We start from the raw sequence: 17,506 nt of genomic DNA, 5'->3' as shown, positions 1-17,506 counted from the left end.
ACAGACTGTGGGTTCGATGGATTGAGCGCTGTGGCCTGGAGCGATGGGTCATGCCGCAGCAGAAATAAAAACGGAGGCTGAGCGACCATGACATTTGCAATACATGGATTGGCGGTGGCTCCAGGAATCGCCATCGGCAGGGCCGTGATCGCGGTGAACAGCCGCATGGAAGTGGTGCACTACTTCATCGAGCCGGATCAGGTCATCGAAGAAATCAAGCGCGTGCGCCGTGCTCGCGACGTGGTCGTCGAGGAACTCAAGCGCATGCAGGAGGACCTGCCAGCCGATGCTCCGCACGAGCTGGGTGCGCTGCTTGATGTGCACTTGATGCTGCTGCAGGACGAGCTGCTGGAAAACGGCGTCAAGCGCTGGATTTCCGACCGTCTCTACAACGCCGAATGGGCGTTGACCACGCAGCTCGAACTCATCACGCGCCAGTTCGACGAGATGGAAGACGAGTACCTGCGCGAGCGCAAGGCCGATCTGGAGCAGGTGGCCGAGCGCATTCTGCGCTACATGCGCGGCGTGGCCAGTCCCGTGGCGCCGCCAGCGGCAAACCCGCGTCGCGGCGCGCAGCCCAATCTGCCCGGACTGGGCGAGGAATTCGCTGAAGATCCGCTGGTGCTGGTGGCCAATGATCTGTCGCCGGCCGACATGCTGCAGTTCAAGAGCAGCGTATTTGCGGGCTTCATCACCGATGTGGGCGGCAAGACCTCGCACACCGCCATCGTCGCGCGCAGCATGGACATCCCGGCCGTGGTCGGCGCACGCAGCGCCAGCCAGTTGGTGCGTCAGGACGACTGGGTGGTCATCGACGGCGATGCGGGCGTGGTGATCGTCAATCCGACACCCATCATTCTCGAAGAGTACGGCTTTCGTCAGCGCCAGGTGTCGCTGGAGCGCGAGCGGCTTTCTCGCCTGCGCTACACGCCTGCAGTCACGCTGGATGGCCAGTCGATCGAGCTGCTCGCCAACATCGAACGACCGGCCGATTGCGAGGCCGCATTGCGCGGCGGCGCGGCAGGCGTGGGTCTGTTTCGCACCGAATTCCTGTTCATGGGCCGTGCTGGGAAAATGCCCGACGAGGATGAGCAATACGCGTCCTACCGCGAAGCGCTTGAAGGCATGAAGGGCGCGCCCGTGACCATCCGCACCATCGACATTGGCGCGGACAAGCCGCTCGACAAGGGGCCGCGCGAGAATTCGGTGCTCAACCCGGCGCTGGGCCTGCGCGCCATCCGCTGGAGCCTTGCCGATGCGGGGATGTTCCGCACCCAACTGCGCGCCATCTTGCGTGCTGCGGTGCATGGCCCCGTGCATCTGCTGTTTCCGATGCTCTCGGGGGTCGGCGAGATCAAGCAGACGCTCACGCAGCTCGACATGGCGCGTGCCGAACTCGACACGCGCGGCGTGGCCCACGGCGACCTGAAGATCGGCGCGATGATCGAAGTGCCAGCCGCAGCGCTCATGGTGCGCAGCTTCTTGAAGTACTTCGATTTCCTGTCGATCGGCACCAACGATCTGGTGCAGTACACGCTCGCCATCGACCGCGCCGACGAGGCTGTTGCGCACCTTTATGACCCGATGCACCCAGCCGTGCTGCGCCTGGTGGCTGACGTGATTGCGGCCACGAACGAAGCAGGCAAGGAGGTCAGCGTCTGCGGTGAAATGGGCGGTGACGTGACCATGACCAAGCTGCTGCTGGGCTTGGGGCTGCGCAGTTTCTCCATGCACCCCGCGCAGATTCTGGCGGTCAAGCAGGAGATTCTGCGCGCCGATACGGCCAAGCTGGTGGAATGGTCCAAACAGGTGCTGGAGCTGGACGAGCCCATCCTCAACCCTGCAGCGGCATGAGTGCGTGCCGCTGCGGGTGGCGTCGCGTACTTCAGGCCAGCGCTTCTGCGGGACCGAAGAACTCGTAGTGCGTCTGCGCCTCGGGCACGCCCAGTGCCTTGAGCGATTGCTTCACCGAACGCATGAACGGACGCGGGCCGAGGAAATACACATCGGCATCGCGTGACGCGGGCAACCAGTCGGCAAGGCGTTGCTCGGTCAGATGACCGGCGTTCACGTCGGCATCATCGCTGGTGGTCTGGTCGTAGCAGTAGTGGCGCGTGAGTTGCGCATTCTGTGCGGCCAACTGGTCGATGTAGTCGCGGAATGCATGCACTTCGCGCTCGCGTGCACAGTGGATGAAGGTGATCGGGCGCTCGCTTGCCAGTGCCGCGTTCAGCATCGGCAGCGTCGGTGTGATGCCCACGCCGCCGCTGATGAGCACCAGTGGCTTGTCGCTTGGCTTGAGCGTGAAATGGCCAGCGGGTGGGAACACCTGCAGCGTATCGCCCACCTTCACACCGTCATGCAGATGGTTCGAAGCCTTGCCGCCCGCTTCGCGCTTCACGCTGATGCGCAGGCTTTGACCGTTGCTGGGCGCGGAGATCGAATAGTTGCGGCGTTGTTCCTCGCCGTTGATGATGAGGCGCAAGCCAATGTATTGACCCGGCTCGTGCGCCATCACCCTGCCGCCATCTGCGGGCACCAGATGGAACGAGGTGATCTCGCTGCTTTCCTGCACTTTGTCCTTGACGATGAACGCACGCTCGCCGCGCCAGCCGCCGTCCACGTTGGCGTTGCGGTCGTAGGCTGCGGCTTCCGCGCCGATCAGGATGTCGGCCAATTGCTGGTACGCAGCGCCCCATGCCGCGAGCACTTCATCGGTGGCGATCTCGGCCCCCAGCACTTCGCGAATCGCGCGCAGCAGGCAGGCACCGACGATGGGGTAGTGCTCGGGCTGAACTTGCAGCGCCACATGCTTGTTGATGATTTGCGCTGGCAGGTTGCCCAGACCTTCGAGGCGATCTATGTTCTTGGCGTACATGAGCACGCTGTGCGCCAGCGCCCGTGGCTGCGCGCCACTTTGCTGGTGTGCGGAGTTGAAGAGCGGACGCACCTCGGCATGTTCGGCAAGCATGACTTGGTAGAAATGCGTGGTCAGCGCTTCGCCGCCGGTTTCCAGCAGCGGGACGGTGGCACGGACGATGGCTTTTTGTGGTTCGGTCAGCATCTGCGAAAGCTCCTTGAGAAAGATGCACGAAAAGTGGGTTGCTTCTTTCATGGCAAATCGCGTGCCAGCGCCGCAGCCCTTGTACGACAAGGGTTTGGCGGTTTGTGAGTCAATATGACGTATGTCAATTTGCGTCAAATTGACTATATTTGAGGTCAAAATGACTATCTCTGCAACGCTCCACGCCCTCATCCCGCTGGTGGCCGATCTGGCCGAAGACCTGCCGGAGCGAGAGCGCCTTCGCCGCCTGTTGGCTGCGCTGCGCACCGTGCTGCCCGCCGATGCTGCTGCGCTGTTGAAATTGGAAGACGGCGAATGGCTGCGCCCGCTCGCCATCGACGGACTGGTGCCTGACACGTTGGGCAGGCGTTTCCGCATTGCCGATCACCCGCGTCTTGCGCAGTTGATGGCGGCGGGGCAGGCCATGCGCTTTCCGGCAGACAGCCTGTTGCCCGATCCGTATGACGGGCTCATCCACAACATGTCTCAGGGCATGTTGCACGTGCACGATTGCATGGGTTGCGTGCTGCAGGTTGGGGGGCGCACCTGGGGCTTGCTCACGCTGGATGCGCTCGATGAGGGGCGCTTGTCCGATCCGCATTCGCTCGCCGTGCTGCAGGCCTTCAGCAATCTCGCGGCAGCCACGGTGACGACAGCGGAGCGTGTCAGTCAACTGGCGCGGTCTGCGGCGCAGCGCCCAGTGCCAGACCACGCGGGCGACTTCGCGCCGCGCAGCTTGATCGGGCAAAGCCCGGTCATGCAGAAGCTGAAGGCTGATATCGCGCTGGTTGGGCAGAGCGAGTTGTCCGTGCTGATCACCGGTGAAACAGGTGTCGGCAAAGAGCTGGTGGCGCTGGCCGTGCACGCCAGTTCACCGCGCGCGAACAAGCCGTTGGTGAGCATCAATTGCGCGGCGCTTCCCGACAGTCTGGTGGAAAGCGAACTCTTCGGCCATGTGCGCGGCGCGTTCACGGGCGCACTCGCCGAGCGGCGCGGCAAGTTCGAGCAGGCGCATGGCGGCACGCTGTTTTTGGATGAGGTCGGTGAGCTTTCGTTGACCGTGCAGGCCAAGCTTTTGCGTGTGTTGCAGAGCGGGCAGTTGCAGCGTCTGGGGTCGGATCGTGAGCACCAGGTCGATGTGCGCATCATCGCTGCGACCAATCGCGATCTGACTGCGGAAGTGCATGCGGGCCGCATGCGTGCGGATTTCTATCACCGTCTGAGCGTGTACCCGCTCCACGTTCCTGCGCTGCGCGAGCGCGACAGCGATGTGCTGCAGATCGCCGGTTTTTTCCTCGAACAGAACCGCGCGCGTCTCGCGTTGGGCGGCTTGCGCCTGGATGCCGATGCGCAGACCGCCTTGCTCACTTGCGCTTGGCCCGGCAATGTGCGCGAGCTGGAGCATTTGATCAGTCGCGCCGTGCTCAAGGCGCTGAGTCGAGCGCCGAACAGCGCGGCACGAAGTGCCCATCGACCGCGCATTCTGACGCTTGGTTGGCATGACCTGTGGGACGAGTTGCCTGCACGATCCGGTATGCAACGAAGCGATGATTCACACACCTCAACCCCCCTCGTTTCGCAAGCAGTGCAGGCGCTTGGCATGCGTGCGGCGGTTGAAAACTATGAGCGTGATTTGATCATTCAATCGCTCGCCCGCAACGACGCCAGTTGGGCCGCTACGGCGCGTGAATTGCAGGTGGATCGCGCCAATCTACAGCGACTGGCGCGGCGCTTGGGTGTGGAAGCACCCATGAAAAAACTGCGTTGAACCAGCGGCTGAAAAATTCCGCCGATTGCAGAGTCTTCGCAATTGGAAGACAATACGCGAATGTTCAAATTCAACGCCATCCAAATCTTGATCGCTGCATAGCTGCGTCCTTTCGATGGCAATCGGAAGGCGGTGTCCTTCCGGTACAAAAACCCCGGCAGGCATGGTCTTCCGGGGTTTTGTTTTTTGTTCTCACGCTTTCTTTTTTCATCATGTTCACACGCACTTTCGACAAGTTGATCGCCACGATTTCCGACCGCCGGAACGTGGGATGCGTGCGTGTGCATGGTCCTGTCTCTGCGTACGCGCGCCCCGCTGTTCCGGCCGATCCAGTCACTTCATGAGCCCGCTCCGGTGAGTCTTTCCGGGGCGGCTTGATCGTCCCGAACTTGGCCTTGGAAAGAGGCCGGAAAGATTCACCATGAACCGCCCCAACAACAGCAACACGGGCTCCACATACACCACGCGCAGCATTCGCAACATCGGCATCATTGCCCATGTTGACGCGGGCAAGACCACCACCAGCGAACGCATCCTGTACTACACGGGCGAGAGCCACCGCATGGGCGAAGTGCACGACGGTGCTGCGCACATGGACTTCGATCCCGAAGAGCGTCGCCGTGGCATCACCATCAACAGCGCGGCCACCACGGTGCGCTGGCGCGATGTGCAGATCAACCTGATCGACACGCCCGGCCACATCGACTTCAACATCGAAGTCGGCCGTGCGCTGCGCGTGCTGGATGGCGCTGTCGTCGTGCTCGATGGTGTGGCAGGTGTGGAGCCGCAGACCGAGACGAACTGGCGCCTGGCTGACCGCCACGAAGTGCCGCGCATTGCGTTCGTGAACAAGCTCGACCGCACGGGTGCGGACTTCGAGCGCGTTGTCGAATCCATGCGTGAACGCTTGGGCGTGCAAGCGCTGCCTGTGCATCTGCCGATCGGTGCAGAGGCCGAGTTCATCGGTGTCGTCGATCTGCTGCGCATGCGTGCGCTGACATGGCCGCGTGATGATGCTTCAGAACCCGTGCAAGACGGTGCGATTCCTGCCGAGTTGGTGGCGCAGGCGCAAACGGCGCGCGCACGCTTGGTGGAAGCCGTCGTCGAGCAAGACGATGCCGCGCTGGAAGCCTGGCTGCGCGGCGAAGAACCGTCTGTCGAACAACTGCTGCAATGCATTCGCATGGGTGTGCGCAAGCGCGCTTTTGTGCCGGTGCTCGCGGGCTCGGCTTTCCGCAATCGCGGCGTGGAAACGCTGCTGGATGCGGTGGTCGATTGGCTGCCTGCGCCTGGTGAACGTGAAGGGGTTGCCAGCGCAAATGTGGATGTGAATGCGCCACTTGCCGCCTTGGCGTTCAAGGTGGTTGCGGATGAGCATGGCAGCATGGTTTTTGTGCGTCTGTACGCGGGTCGTTTGAAGCGTGGCGACACGGTTCTCAACACCAGTACTGGGCGCATGGAACGTGCTGCGCGTCTTTATGAGATGCACGCCGACAAGCGCATTGAGCGCGATGAGTTGGTGGCGGGCGAGATCGCTGCGGTGGTGGGTTTCAAGGACACGCTCACGGGTCAGACCTTGAGTGATCCGGCGCATCCGGTGCAACTCGAATCCATCACGGTGCCGGAGCCGGTGATCCACATGGCGCTCGAGCCGCGCACCAAGGCGGATCAGCAAGGCTTGTCCAAAGCGCTGTATTCCATGCTGCGTGAAGACCCGAGTCTGCGTTTGCGCCAAGACGAGGAATCGGGGCAGACGATTCTCTCGGGCATGGGTGAGTTGCAACTCGAAGTGGCGGTGAACAAGCTGCGCGAGCGGTACGGCGTGGAAGTGGTGGTGGGCCGCCCGCAGGTGGCCTATCGCGAGACCATCGCTGCTGTGGCGGAGCTGTCGCATGTGCATAAAAAGCAAAGTGGCGGCCCTGGTCAGTTCGCGCAATTGACGCTGCGTGTCGAGCCTTTGGAGCGTGGCACTGGCGTGCAGTTCGAGAGCCGCATTGTGGGTGGTGCGATTCCCCGCGAGTTCATTCCCGCGGTGGAAGCAGGCTTTCGCAAAGCGGCTGATGCGGGGCCGATGGCTGGTTATCCGGCGGTCGACTTCCGTGCCGTGCTGCTCGATGGGGGTTACCACGAGCGTGACTCGTCGGCGATGGTGTTTGAGCTCGCTGCGGGGCATGCGTTGCGGGATGCTTTCCTGAAGGCCAAGCCGCAGTTGCTGGAGCCGGTGATGGCCGTTGAAGTGATCACGCCTGCCGAGTATCTGGGCGATGTGATCGGTGATCTGCATCGGCGCAGAGGTCAGGTGCGTGGGCATGCCATGCGCGGGTCTGCCACTGTGGTGGATGCGTTGGTGCCGCTCAGCGAGATGTTTGGCTATATCGGGACGCTGCGTGCGCTGTCATCGGGACGTGCGCAGTACACGATGCAGTTTGATGGCTACGCGGTAGCGCCTGCTGCTGTTGCCGAACTGGCCGTAGCTTGATCGCTTTTTGAGCGCGACTTCCGTGAATGGCGGGGTCGCGCTTTTTTTTGTTTTTTACGAAGCCGTTGGTTTCGGTTAGTGCTTCTTTTTGAGGCGCCGATATGGCCCGTCATGCGTCGTTGCGAAGCCTTGCCGTACAGGTGTACTGTCTGCGTCTTCGACGCCTAGCCTGACGAGCCATCTCGGCGTTGTGGTGGCGGTATCGAATGCTCGATTGCATACCTTATGCCCGCTCCTTTTGAATACGGGATGCACTTTTCTTTTGCATAAAAAAACCGCGCTCATCTGGCGCGGTTTTCTTGGTTGCGAAGCGCTTGAAGAATCAAACGCCGGCAGCGTGTGCCTGCTGATCTGCGTGATAGCTCGATCGCACCATCGCACCAACAGCCGCGTGCGTGAAGCCCATTTTGTAGGCTTCTTCTTCAAACATCTTGAAGGTGTCGGGATGCACGTAGCGGCGCACTGGCAGGTGGCTGTTGGATGGCGCGAGGTATTGGCCGATGGTGAGCATGTCGATGTTGTGCTCACGCATGTCGCGCATCACCTGCAGGATTTCTTCGTCGGTTTCACCGAGGCCGACCATGATGCCGCTTTTGGTGGGCACGTTGGGGTGCAGCGCCTTGAACTTCTTGAGCAGGTTCAAGCTGAACTGGTAGTCGGAACCGGGACGCGCTTCCTTGTACAGGCGCGGTGCGGTTTCGAGGTTGTGGTTCATCACGTCGGGCGGTGCGGCCTTCAGGATTTCCAGCGCGCGGTCATCGCGGCCGCGGAAGTCGGGCACGAGGATTTCGATCTGCGTCTGTGGCGACAGTTCGCGGATGTTCTTGATGCACTCGACAAAATGGCCGGAGCCGCCGTCGCGCAGGTCGTCGCGGTCGACGCTGGTGATCACCACGTATTTCAAACGCAGTTGCGCGATGGTCTTGGCGAGGTTGAGTGGCTCATCCTTGTCCAGCGGATCGGGGCGGCCGTGGCCCACGTCGCAGAACGGGCAGCGGCGGGTGCACTTGTCGCCCATGATCATGAACGTGGCCGTGCCCTTGCCGAAGCATTCGCCGATGTTGGGGCAGGAGGCTTCTTCGCAGACGGTGTGCAGCTTGTTCTCGCGCAGGATGTCCTTGATCTCGTAGAAGCGCGTCGTCGGACTGCCTGCCTTCACGCGGATCCACTCGGGCTTCTTCAGGATTTCGCCCTGCTCCACCTTGATGGGGATGCGCGAGAGTTTGGCCGCGGCCTTTTGCTTGGCCAGCGGGTTGTAGGCTTCTGCCGATTGCGCTTCGCGTACGACTTCGGGTGTGCTCATGGCTGCTCGTCTGTTCAAGGTGCAAGGCGGCGCTGCAGTTGGTCTGCCAACACATGGGCCGCCTCATCAATGGGGATATTGACGCCCATTGTAGAGAGGTCCACCGTGCGCAGCCCCGCGTAACCACACGGGTTGATTCGGGTGTAGGGCTCCAGATCCATGTTGACGTTCAGCGCCAGCCCGTGATACGTGCAGTGCTGCGAGACCTTGATGCCCAGTGCAGCGATTTTCCCAAGTCCGTCGAAGTCCTGCGCGTCGTCCTTGCCAAGACCCTTTTGCGGGCGCTGCGCGAGCATGGAGTGGCCGCTGGGGTCGTCGAGCCGCACATAGACACCCGGCGCATGCGCCACGCGATGGCCGGTGACGCCGAAATGCATCAAGGTGCGGATCACGGCTTCTTCGAGGCGGTAGACATATTCCTTCACGAAATAGCCTGTGCGGCGCAGATCGACGAGCGGGTAGGCGACGAGCTGGCCAGGGCCGTGGTAGGTCACCTGACCGCCGCGGTTGGTCTGCACGATCTGGATGTCGCCGGGGTGCAGCAGGTGATCGGCCTTGCCCGCGATGCCTTGGGTGAACACGGGGTTGTGCTCGCACAGCCAGAGCTCGTCCGGGGTTTCCGTGGTGCGGCTCGTGGTGAAGCGCTGCATGGACAGGGCGGTGTCGACATAGTCGACCCGCCCAAGTTCGCGAACCTGCATGAAGGAAGGAGAAGTCACGTCGTGCCTTAGAGCACGACCTTCACCATGGGATGCGAGGAATAGGCGCGATAGATGTCGTCGAGCTGTTCGCGGCTCGTGGCGGTGATGGTGACCGTCACGCCCATGTACTTGTCGCCCTTGCTGTTGCGCAGCTCGATGGTGCTGGCGTCGAAGGTGGGGTCGAATTCCTCGGCCACCTTGGTCACGGCGTTCACGAACCCTTCGACATTCAAGCCCATCACCTTGATGGGGAACTTCGAGGGATATTCGATCAGGGATTCCTTGCGGGGATCGGGGGTTTGTGTGACGGTTTCGGTGGTCATGGTGGTGTACTCGCAGTCTTGAGGTGGATTGCCAATGTCACGATCATGTAAGGGCAACGTGGAAAATCACAAGTTCCATAGCGCTAACCCCCTGCCGAAGCAGGGTTGCAGGGCTTTGGCAAGCAGAGATTTGACAGGTGCCCAAGGTCGTTGGTTGAGGGCGACAGAGCATGCGGCAGCGCCCTGAGAATGTAAGAAACGAGGCAGGTGCTATCGACCTGTGCGGGTTTCTATTTATAATCAAGGGCTTTGTTAAAGTTTTAGTCTGTTACAAGGGTTGTCACATGATGAACAAAGACATGACGCCCGAGACTGAAACTGAGGTCGAAGAGAATGATTTCAAGCCCCTGAGTGCTGAGGAAGCGCAGGAGTGGCGCAAGAGACACAAGACGTTCTCCATCTGGAGAATCGTGCTGGCTCAGGTGCTCGTGGGTTTGATCGCTGTGCTGGTGGCTTGGTTCCTGTCGTCGAAGTCGCAAATTGCGTATTCGGTGGCGTACGGCGCGCTGTCGGTGGTGGTACCGTCGCTCGTCTTTGCGCGAGGCTTGGCTCGCGGACGAGGTTCTGCCGGTGGCGCGATGGTCGGGCTCTTTGGCTGGGAACTGGTCAAGATTTTGTTGACGGTGGCCATGCTGGTGGCTGCACCCCGGATCGTGCCGGGTGTGAGTTGGCTGGCATTGCTGATCGGCATGGTTGTCACTATGAAGGCTTATTGGATTGCACTGCTGTTGCGTTCCGGTAGGTGAAACTGATTGATTAATTGAGAGAAGAGTTGTCCGATGGCCTTAGACGCGAACGCACCAACCGCAAGTGAGTACATCCGTCACCACTTGCAGCATCTTCAGAACATCAAGCAGAAGTCCATCATTGACTTCTCCGTGGTGAACCTGGATTCCGTCGCAGTCAGTGTGATTCTGGGTGCGGTGTTTTTGTTCCTCTTCTGGCTTGCCGCGCGCAAAGCCACCTCGGGCGTGCCCGGCCGCTTCCAGGCTGCCGTGGAAATGATGGTCGAGATGGTCGACAACCAAGCCAAGGCCAACATCCACAACGCTCAATCGCGCAAGTTCATCGCTCCTCTGGCGCTCACCGTGTTCGTCTGGATTTTCCTGATGAACGCCATGGACATGCTGCCAGTCGACCTGCTGCCTGTGCTGTGGCAAGGTGCCACGGGTGACCACCACGCCTATCTGCGCGTCGTGCCCACCGCCGACCTCTCCACGACTCTGGGCCTGTCCACCGCCGTTCTGATCCTGTGCTTCTTCTACAGCGTGAAGATCAAGGGCGCAGGCGGTTGGGCCCACGAACTGGTGACTGCACCGTTCGGCACCAGCAAGAATCCTGTCTTCGCCGTGATCCTCGGCGTTGTGAATCTGCTCATGCAGATCATTGAATACGTTGCCAAGACCGTGTCGCATGGCATGCGACTGTTCGGCAACATGTACGCTGGTGAGTTGGTGTTCATGCTGATTGCTCTGATGGGTGGTGCAGCCGCTATGTCGCTCTCTGGTGTGTTGCTCCCCGTGGGGCACATCATTGCAGGCTCTATCTGGGCGATCTTCCACATTCTGATCATCACCCTGCAGGCCTTCATTTTCATGATGCTGACGCTGATTTACCTCGGCCAGGCACATGAAGCTCACTGATCCTTTCCTTTCCCTTTCTTAACCTTTCTTTCTTTTCTTCCTAGGAGTCATCATGGAAAACATTCTCGGTCTCGTCGCTCTGGCTTGTGGTCTGATCGTGGGTCTCGGCGCTATCGGCGCTTCGATCGGTATCGCTCTGATGGGTGGCAAGTTCCTGGAATCGTCGGCACGTCAGCCTGAACTGATCAACGAACTGCAAACCAAGATGTTCATCTTGGCCGGTCTGATCGACGCTGCGTTCCTGATCGGTGTTGCTATCGCCCTGCTGTTCGCTTTCGCCAACCCCTTCGTTCTGGCCTAAGCTCCGATCAACGCCCTAGATAGAAAGGTGTTGCCGTGAGTATCAATGCGACCCTGTTCGTTCAGGCCATTGTTTTCCTGATCCTGGCGCTGTTCACGATGAAGTTCGTGTGGCCCCCGATCGCGAAGGCACTGGATGAACGAGCCCAGAAAATCGCTGATGGTCTCGCTGCTGCGGACAAAGCCAAAACCGAACTCGCCGCTGCTGATCAGCGCGTGAAGAAGGAATTGGCTGCGGCCAGCAACGAAACTGCTACACGCCTGGCTGATGCCGAGCGTCGCGCACAGGCCATTATTGAAGAGGCAAAAGCCCGCGCTACAGAAGAAGGCAACAAGATTGTCGCTGCAGCCCAGGCCGAAGCCCAACAGCAGTCGATTCAAGCCCGTGAAGCCCTGCGTGAGCAGGTGGCGGCATTGGCCGTCAAGGGAGCCGAGCAGATTCTCCGCAAGGAAGTCAACGCTGGCGTTCACGCGGATCTGTTGAACCGTCTGAAGACCGAGCTGTAAGGGAGCAACCATGGCAGAACTCGCCACCATTGCCCGCCCTTACGCTGAGGCTCTGTTCAAGGCCTGCAAGAACATTGCAGGCGTTGACATCGGTGCCGCGGCTGACTGGGCGGAAAAGCTGGCGGCGATTGCCGCCAACCCTCAGATGCGCTCGTTGGCCGATAACCCGAAGATCACCGCCGAACAGCTGTTCGGTGTGTTCTCTTCTGTGGCAGGCGCTGACCTGCCGGACATCGCCAAGAACTTCCTGCGTACCGTGATCGACAACGGCCGTGTGACCGTGCTGCCCGAAATCGCAGCCCAGTTCCGCGCGCTGGTCAACAACAGCAAGGGTTCCTCGGATGCGCTGGTCTACAGCGCTTTCCCGCTGGACGCCGCTGCCTTGGCTGACCTCGGCACCACGCTCGAAAAGCGCTTCGGCCGCAAGCTCAATCTGTCTGAAAAGGTGGATGAGTCGCTGATCGGTGGCGTGCGTGTTGTCGTGGGTGATGAGGTGCTCGACACCTCGGTCAAGGCCCGCCTGGAACAAATGAAAGCAGCCCTCACTGCGTGATGCGGCGAGGACCCGGCTAACCAAAGATTGAAGGAAAGAGTCATGCAACTCAATCCCGCTGAAATTTCAGAACTGATTAAGAGCCGCATCGAAGGGCTGGCTGCTGGCGCTGATATCCGTAACCAGGGCACGGTCGTTTCCGTGACTGACGGTATCGTGCGCGTGCACGGCTTGTCCGACGTGATGCAGGGCGAAATGCTGGAATTCCCAGCTGGCTCCGATGGCCAACCATCCTATGGTCTGGCACTGAACCTCGAGCGCGACTCCGTCGGCGCCGTGATTCTGGGCGAGTACGAGCACATCTCCGAAGGCGACACCGTCAAGTGCACGGGTCGTATTCTGGAAGTGCCCGTCGGCCCCGAACTCGTCGGCCGCGTGGTGAACGCACTGGGTCAGCCCATCGACGGCAAGGGCCCCATCAACGCCAAGATGACGGACGTGATCGAAAAGGTTGCTCCAGGCGTTATTGCCCGTCAATCCGTTGACCAGCCTCTGCAGACTGGTACGAAGGCGATTGACGCGATGGTGCCAATCGGCCGTGGCCAGCGCGAGCTGATCATTGGCGACCGCCAGACCGGCAAGACCGCTGTGGCGATCGATGCCATCATCAACCAGAAGGGTCAAGGCGTTGTCTGCGTGTACGTAGCCATCGGCCAGAAGGCTTCTTCGGTCAAGAACGTGGTGCGTGCTCTCGAGCAAGCCGGCGCGATGGACTACACCATCGTCGTGGCTGCCACCGCTTCCGAATCCGCTGCGATGCAGTACGTGTCGGCCTACTCCGGCTGCACGATGGGCGAATACTTCCGCGACCGCGGTGAAGACGCTCTGATCGTGTACGACGATCTGTCCAAGCAAGCCGTTGCATACCGTCAGGTTTCGCTGCTGCTGCGCCGCCCACCAGGACGCGAAGCGTTCCCCGGCGACGTGTTCTATCTCCACAGCCGTCTGCTCGAACGCGCCGCTCGCGTGAACGCCGACTACGTGGAAGCCTTCACCAAGGGTGAAGTCAAGGGCAAGACAGGTTCGCTGACGGCTCTGCCAATCATCGAAACCCAAGCCGGTGACGTGTCCGCTTTCGTTCCTACCAACGTGATTTCGATCACTGACGGTCAGATCTTCCTGGAAACCAGCCTGTTCAACGCCGGTATCCGTCCCGCCATCAACGCCGGTATCTCGGTGTCGCGCGTGGGTGGTGCTGCTCAGACCAAGCTGATCAAGGGCCTGTCCGGCGGTATCCGTACCGACTTGGCACAGTACCGTGAACTGGCTGCGTTCGCGCAGTTCGCTTCCGATCTGGACGAAGCGACCCGCAAGCAGCTCGACCGTGGTGCCCGCGTGACTGAACTGCTCAAGCAGCCTCAGTACAGCCCACTGCCCATCTCCATGATGGCAGCCTCGCTGTTCGCGGCCAACAAGGGTTTCCTGGACGACATCGATGTGAAGAAGGTTCTGCCTTTCGAACACGGCCTGCACCAGTTCCTCAAGACCAGCTACGCTGCTCTGGTGGAGCGTCTGGACAAGAACCGTGCCTTCGACAAGGAAGGCAAGGACGAAGCCGAGCTCTCCCAAGCCATCGCTGCGTTCAAGAAGTCGTTCGTTTAAACCGGACGAGGAACCATCATGGCAGCAGGTAAGGAAATACGCGGCAAGATCAAATCGGTGGAAAACACCAAGAAGATCACTAAGGCCATGGAAATGGTGGCCGCCGCCAAGATGCGCAAGGCTCAAGACCGCATGCGCGCTGCTCGTCCATACAGTGAAAAGGTGCGCAACATCGCTGCGCATCTGGGTCAAGCCAACCCGGAATACGTTCATCCTTTCATGAAGGTGAACGATTCCAAGGTGGCTGGCGTCATTGTGGTGACGACTGACAAGGGTCTGTGCGGCGGCATGAACACCAACGTGCTTCGTGCCGTCACCAACAAACTGCGCGACTTGCAGGGTGCTGGTGTTTCCGTGCAGGCTGTGGCTATCGGCAACAAGGGCCTGGGCTTCCTGAACCGCGTTGGCGCCAAGGTGGTCTCGCATGCGACTGGCCTTGGTGACACGCCGCATCTGGAAAAGCTCATCGGCCCCGTCAAGGTGCTGCTGGACGCATACGCGGAAGGCAAGATCAACGCGGTGTACCTCTCGTACACCAAGTTCATCAACACCATGAAGCAAGAATCGGTGATGGAGCAGCTTCTGCCCCTGTCCTCCGAGAAGATGCAGGCCGAGAAGTCCGAGCATGGCTGGGACTACATCTATGAGCCCGATGCTCAGACCGTAATTGACGAATTGCTCGTTCGCTATGTGGAATCGCTGATTTATCAAGCGGTTGCCGAAAACATGGCTTCCGAGCAGTCTGCTCGCATGGTGGCCATGAAGGCCGCCACCGACAACGCAGGCAACGTCATCAACGAACTGAAGCTGGTCTACAACAAGACGCGCCAAGCCGCGATCACGAAAGAACTTTCGGAGATCGTGTCGGGTGCCGCGGCAGTTTAAATTTCTGGAGCAAAAAATGGCTCAAGTACAAGGCAAGATTGTTCAATGTATTGGCGCTGTGGTGGACGTTGAGTTCCCACGCGACCAAATGCCCAAGGTGTATGACGCCCTGAAGCTCGATGGTTCGTCCCTGACTCTCGAAGTCCAGCAGCTGCTGGGCGACGGTATCGTGCGTACCATTGCTCTGGGTTCGTCGGACGGCCTCAAGCGCGGTCTGATGGTCTACAACACGGATCACCCGATCACCGTGCCAGTCGGCAAGGCGACTCTGGGCCGCATCATGGACGTGCTGGGCAACCCCATCGACGAACGTGGTCCCGTGGATCAAAGACTCACCGCTCCCATCCACCGCAAGGCTCCTGCGTATGACGAACTCTCGCCATCGCAAGAACTGCTGGAAACCGGCATCAAGGTGATCGACCTGATCTCTCCTTTCGCCAAGGGCGGCAAGGTGGGTCTGTTCGGTGGCGCCGGCGTGGGCAAGACCGTGAACATGATGGAACTCATCAACAACATCGCCAAGGGCCACGGTGGTCTGTCGGTGTTCGCTGGTGTGGGCGAGCGTACCCGTGAAGGTAACGACTTCTATCACGAAATGTCCGACGCAGGCGTGGTGAATCAAGCCAACCTGAACGAGTCCAAAGTGGCCATGGTCTACGGCCAGATGAACGAGCCACCAGGAAACCGTCTGCGCGTTGCGCTGACCGGCCTGACCATGGCCGAAGCGTTCCGTGACGAAGGCAAGGACGTTCTGTTCTTCGTGGACAACATCTACCGCTACACACTGGCCGGTACCGAAGTGTCCGCTCTGCTGGGCCGTATGCCTTCCGCTGTGGGCTACCAGCCTACTCTGGCTGAAGAAATGGGCCGTCTGCAAGAGCGCATCACGTCGACCAAGGTCGGTTCGATCACATCGATTCAGGCCGTTTACGTGCCTGCCGATGACTTGACCGACCCATCGCCAGCAACGACCTTCGCTCACTTGGACTCCACCGTCGTGTTGTCCCGTGACATCGCATCGCTGGGTATCTACCCTGCGGTCGATCCACTCGATTCCACCAGCCGTCAGCTGGACCCGCAAGTCGTGGGTGAAGAGCACTACTCCGTGGCCCGCCAAGTGCAGGGCACGCTGCAGCGCTACAAGGAACTGCGTGACATCATCGCGATTCTGGGCATGGACGAACTGGCTCCCGAAGACAAGCTCATCGTGGCTCGTGCTCGCAAGATCCAGCGTTTCCTGTCGCAGCCGTTCCACGTGGCTGAAGTGTTCACGGGCGCTCCAGGCAAGTACGTTCCTCTGTCTGAAACCATCCGTGGTTTCAAGATGATTGTGGCTGGCGAAGCCGATCACCTGCCAGAGCAAGCGTTCTACATGGTTGGCACGATCGACGAAGCCTTCGAAAAGGCCAAGAAGATCGGTTGATGGGTGCTGATGCAGTGGCTGACTGGCTCGCCTGTCAGCCCACTGCCTCCAACCAGATCCGATCTTTCAGTCCCTTTTCCAGGAGCCCAACATGAACACCATCCACGTCGATGTGGTCAGCGCCGAAGAATCCATCTTCTCCGGCGAGGCACGCTTTGTTGCGCTGCCCGGTGAAGCTGGTGAATTGGGTATTCTGCCCAAGCACACGCCGCTGATCACCCGCATCAAGCCCGGTTCCGTGCGCATCGAACTGCCCAACGGCGACGAAGAATTCGTCTTCGTGGCCGGCGGCATTCTGGAAGTGCAACCTGACCGCGTGACCGTTCTGTCCGACACCGCCATCCGCGGCAAGGATCTGGACGACAAGAAGGCCCAGGAAGCCCGCGCTGCGGCTGAGGAAGCCCTCAAGAACGCCAAGAGCGACGTCGATCTGGCCCGCGCTCAGTCCGAGCTGGCTGTCATGGCTGCTCAGATCGCAGCCCTGCGCAAGTTCCGCGACAAGCGTTGATTGATCGATATCGATCAATCAGGCCGTATCTGCTTGCCCAAAAAGCCGCTTGCCAAAGCGGCTTTTTTTCGCCCGCATTTTGGTAAACAAATGAACATATCACAGCGGATCGATTGCCGACAGAATCGCTGTGTTCAACGTTGTTGGGGCCTCAAACGTTGAAGAGTTGAGCTGCAAATTGACACAGTCCTATCCGCTGCTTCGACGCGCTGTTGGACTAGAGTCAATGCAGTTGGATAAATCCATCGAAGCGCAGACGAGCCCGTAGTTTGAGTTGGAGCATGCTCCGTACATCCAATCCTCGTAGTTGACGCTTGCTTGCAATGTCGAGGAACAACGGAAGTTCAATAGCCACTAACAATTCAAGCTCGAAATAATTCGGCATCATCCATTCATCCGTGACCGCGCCCATACCTTCTCTCAGTACCGACAGCATTGCTGACGCCC

General features: G+C 60.0%; 17 protein-coding genes. 12 read left to right on the top strand and 5 right to left on the bottom strand.

Features of this window, described 5'->3' with window-relative positions; all coding sequences use genetic code 11:
- Positions 1-87 precede the first annotated feature (87 nt).
- Positions 88-1,854, top strand: a complete 1,767-nt coding sequence (ptsP, locus tag G7048_RS09580) for a phosphoenolpyruvate--protein phosphotransferase (RefSeq protein ID WP_166067913.1) — start codon at positions 88-90, stop codon at positions 1,852-1,854.
- A gap of 31 nt (positions 1,855-1,885) precedes the next feature.
- On the opposite strand, the gene hmpA is transcribed toward ptsP, so the two are convergent.
- Entirely contained in the window at positions 1,886-3,064 is a 1,179-nt protein-coding gene (gene hmpA / locus G7048_RS09575; RefSeq protein ID WP_166070896.1) for an NO-inducible flavohemoprotein, read from the bottom strand.
- A 160-nt stretch (positions 3,065-3,224) separates the two neighbouring features.
- On the opposite strand from hmpA, the gene norR reads away from it, so the two are divergent.
- Positions 3,225-4,832 carry a nitric oxide reductase transcriptional regulator NorR gene (norR, locus tag G7048_RS09570; protein WP_166067912.1) on the top strand — a complete coding sequence of 536 codons (1,608 nt, stop codon included), beginning with the start codon at positions 3,225-3,227 and terminating at the stop codon, positions 4,830-4,832.
- Between the two features lie 421 nt (positions 4,833-5,253).
- Positions 5,254-7,311 carry an elongation factor G gene (gene fusA, locus G7048_RS09565; RefSeq protein WP_166067911.1) on the top strand — a complete coding sequence of 686 codons (2,058 nt, stop codon included), beginning with the start codon at positions 5,254-5,256 and terminating at the stop codon, positions 7,309-7,311.
- Between the two features lie 322 nt (positions 7,312-7,633).
- On the opposite strand, the gene lipA is transcribed toward fusA, so the two are convergent.
- Genes lipA through G7048_RS09550 form a run of 3 tightly spaced genes read right to left on the bottom strand, consistent with a single transcriptional unit; the run spans position 7,634 to position 9,638 of the window.
- The gene (lipA, locus tag G7048_RS09560) at positions 7,634-8,614 is read right to left on the bottom strand and encodes a lipoyl synthase (RefSeq protein WP_166067910.1); all 981 of its coding nucleotides are present in this window, start codon (positions 8,612-8,614) and stop codon (positions 7,634-7,636) included.
- 14 nt (positions 8,615-8,628) lie between these two features.
- Positions 8,629-9,315: a lipoyl(octanoyl) transferase LipB gene (lipB, locus tag G7048_RS09555; protein ID WP_166070895.1), complete on the bottom strand. Its 687-nt coding sequence runs from the start codon at positions 9,313-9,315 to the stop codon at positions 8,629-8,631.
- 26 nt (positions 9,316-9,341) lie between these two features.
- Positions 9,342-9,638, bottom strand: a complete 297-nt coding sequence (locus tag G7048_RS09550) for a YbeD family protein (RefSeq protein ID WP_166067909.1) — start codon at positions 9,636-9,638, stop codon at positions 9,342-9,344.
- A gap of 287 nt (positions 9,639-9,925) precedes the next feature.
- Here G7048_RS09550 and G7048_RS09545 point away from each other — a divergent pair, with 287 nt between their 5' ends.
- The 9 genes from G7048_RS09545 to G7048_RS09505 all read left to right on the top strand — a co-directional run bounded on the left by G7048_RS09545 (position 9,926) and on the right by G7048_RS09505 (position 17,059).
- A complete protein-coding gene (locus G7048_RS09545) occupies positions 9,926-10,384 on the top strand; it encodes an ATP synthase subunit I (protein WP_166070894.1) in 459 nt (152 codons plus the stop codon).
- 33 nt (positions 10,385-10,417) lie between these two features.
- A complete protein-coding gene (gene atpB / locus G7048_RS09540) occupies positions 10,418-11,281 on the top strand; it encodes a F0F1 ATP synthase subunit A (protein WP_166067908.1) in 864 nt (287 codons plus the stop codon).
- Positions 11,282-11,333: 52 nt separating this feature from the next.
- Complete coding sequence (gene atpE, locus G7048_RS09535) at positions 11,334-11,582, top strand: F0F1 ATP synthase subunit C (protein ID WP_011803767.1); 249 nt, start codon at positions 11,334-11,336, stop codon at positions 11,580-11,582.
- A gap of 35 nt (positions 11,583-11,617) precedes the next feature.
- Positions 11,618-12,088: a F0F1 ATP synthase subunit B gene (locus tag G7048_RS09530; protein ID WP_166067907.1), complete on the top strand. Its 471-nt coding sequence runs from the start codon at positions 11,618-11,620 to the stop codon at positions 12,086-12,088.
- A gap of 10 nt (positions 12,089-12,098) precedes the next feature.
- Positions 12,099-12,641, top strand: a complete 543-nt coding sequence (locus tag G7048_RS09525) for a F0F1 ATP synthase subunit delta (protein ID WP_166067905.1) — start codon at positions 12,099-12,101, stop codon at positions 12,639-12,641.
- A 42-nt stretch (positions 12,642-12,683) separates the two neighbouring features.
- On the top strand, positions 12,684-14,243 hold the full coding sequence (atpA, locus tag G7048_RS09520) for a F0F1 ATP synthase subunit alpha (protein WP_166067903.1): 1,560 nt from the start codon (positions 12,684-12,686) through the stop codon (positions 14,241-14,243).
- 18 nt (positions 14,244-14,261) lie between these two features.
- Positions 14,262-15,128 carry a F0F1 ATP synthase subunit gamma gene (gene atpG / locus G7048_RS09515; RefSeq protein ID WP_166067902.1) on the top strand — a complete coding sequence of 289 codons (867 nt, stop codon included), beginning with the start codon at positions 14,262-14,264 and terminating at the stop codon, positions 15,126-15,128.
- 16 nt (positions 15,129-15,144) lie between these two features.
- Positions 15,145-16,551: a F0F1 ATP synthase subunit beta gene (atpD, locus tag G7048_RS09510; RefSeq protein ID WP_166067901.1), complete on the top strand. Its 1,407-nt coding sequence runs from the start codon at positions 15,145-15,147 to the stop codon at positions 16,549-16,551.
- Positions 16,552-16,642: 91 nt separating this feature from the next.
- Entirely contained in the window at positions 16,643-17,059 is a 417-nt protein-coding gene (locus G7048_RS09505; protein WP_166067900.1) for a F0F1 ATP synthase subunit epsilon, read from the top strand.
- A gap of 223 nt (positions 17,060-17,282) precedes the next feature.
- Here G7048_RS09505 and G7048_RS09500 read toward each other — a convergent pair whose 3' ends face one another.
- A complete protein-coding gene (locus G7048_RS09500; RefSeq protein WP_166067899.1) occupies positions 17,283-17,495 on the bottom strand; it encodes a hypothetical protein in 213 nt (70 codons plus the stop codon).
- Positions 17,496-17,506: the final 11 nt, after the last annotated feature.

It is taken from the genome of Diaphorobacter sp. HDW4B (genome assembly GCF_011305535.1).
GTDB lineage: Bacteria > Pseudomonadota > Gammaproteobacteria > Burkholderiales > Burkholderiaceae_C > Diaphorobacter_A.
Note: the sequence above shows the minus strand (reverse complement) of the source record. Positions and strands in the feature narration are given on the sequence as shown.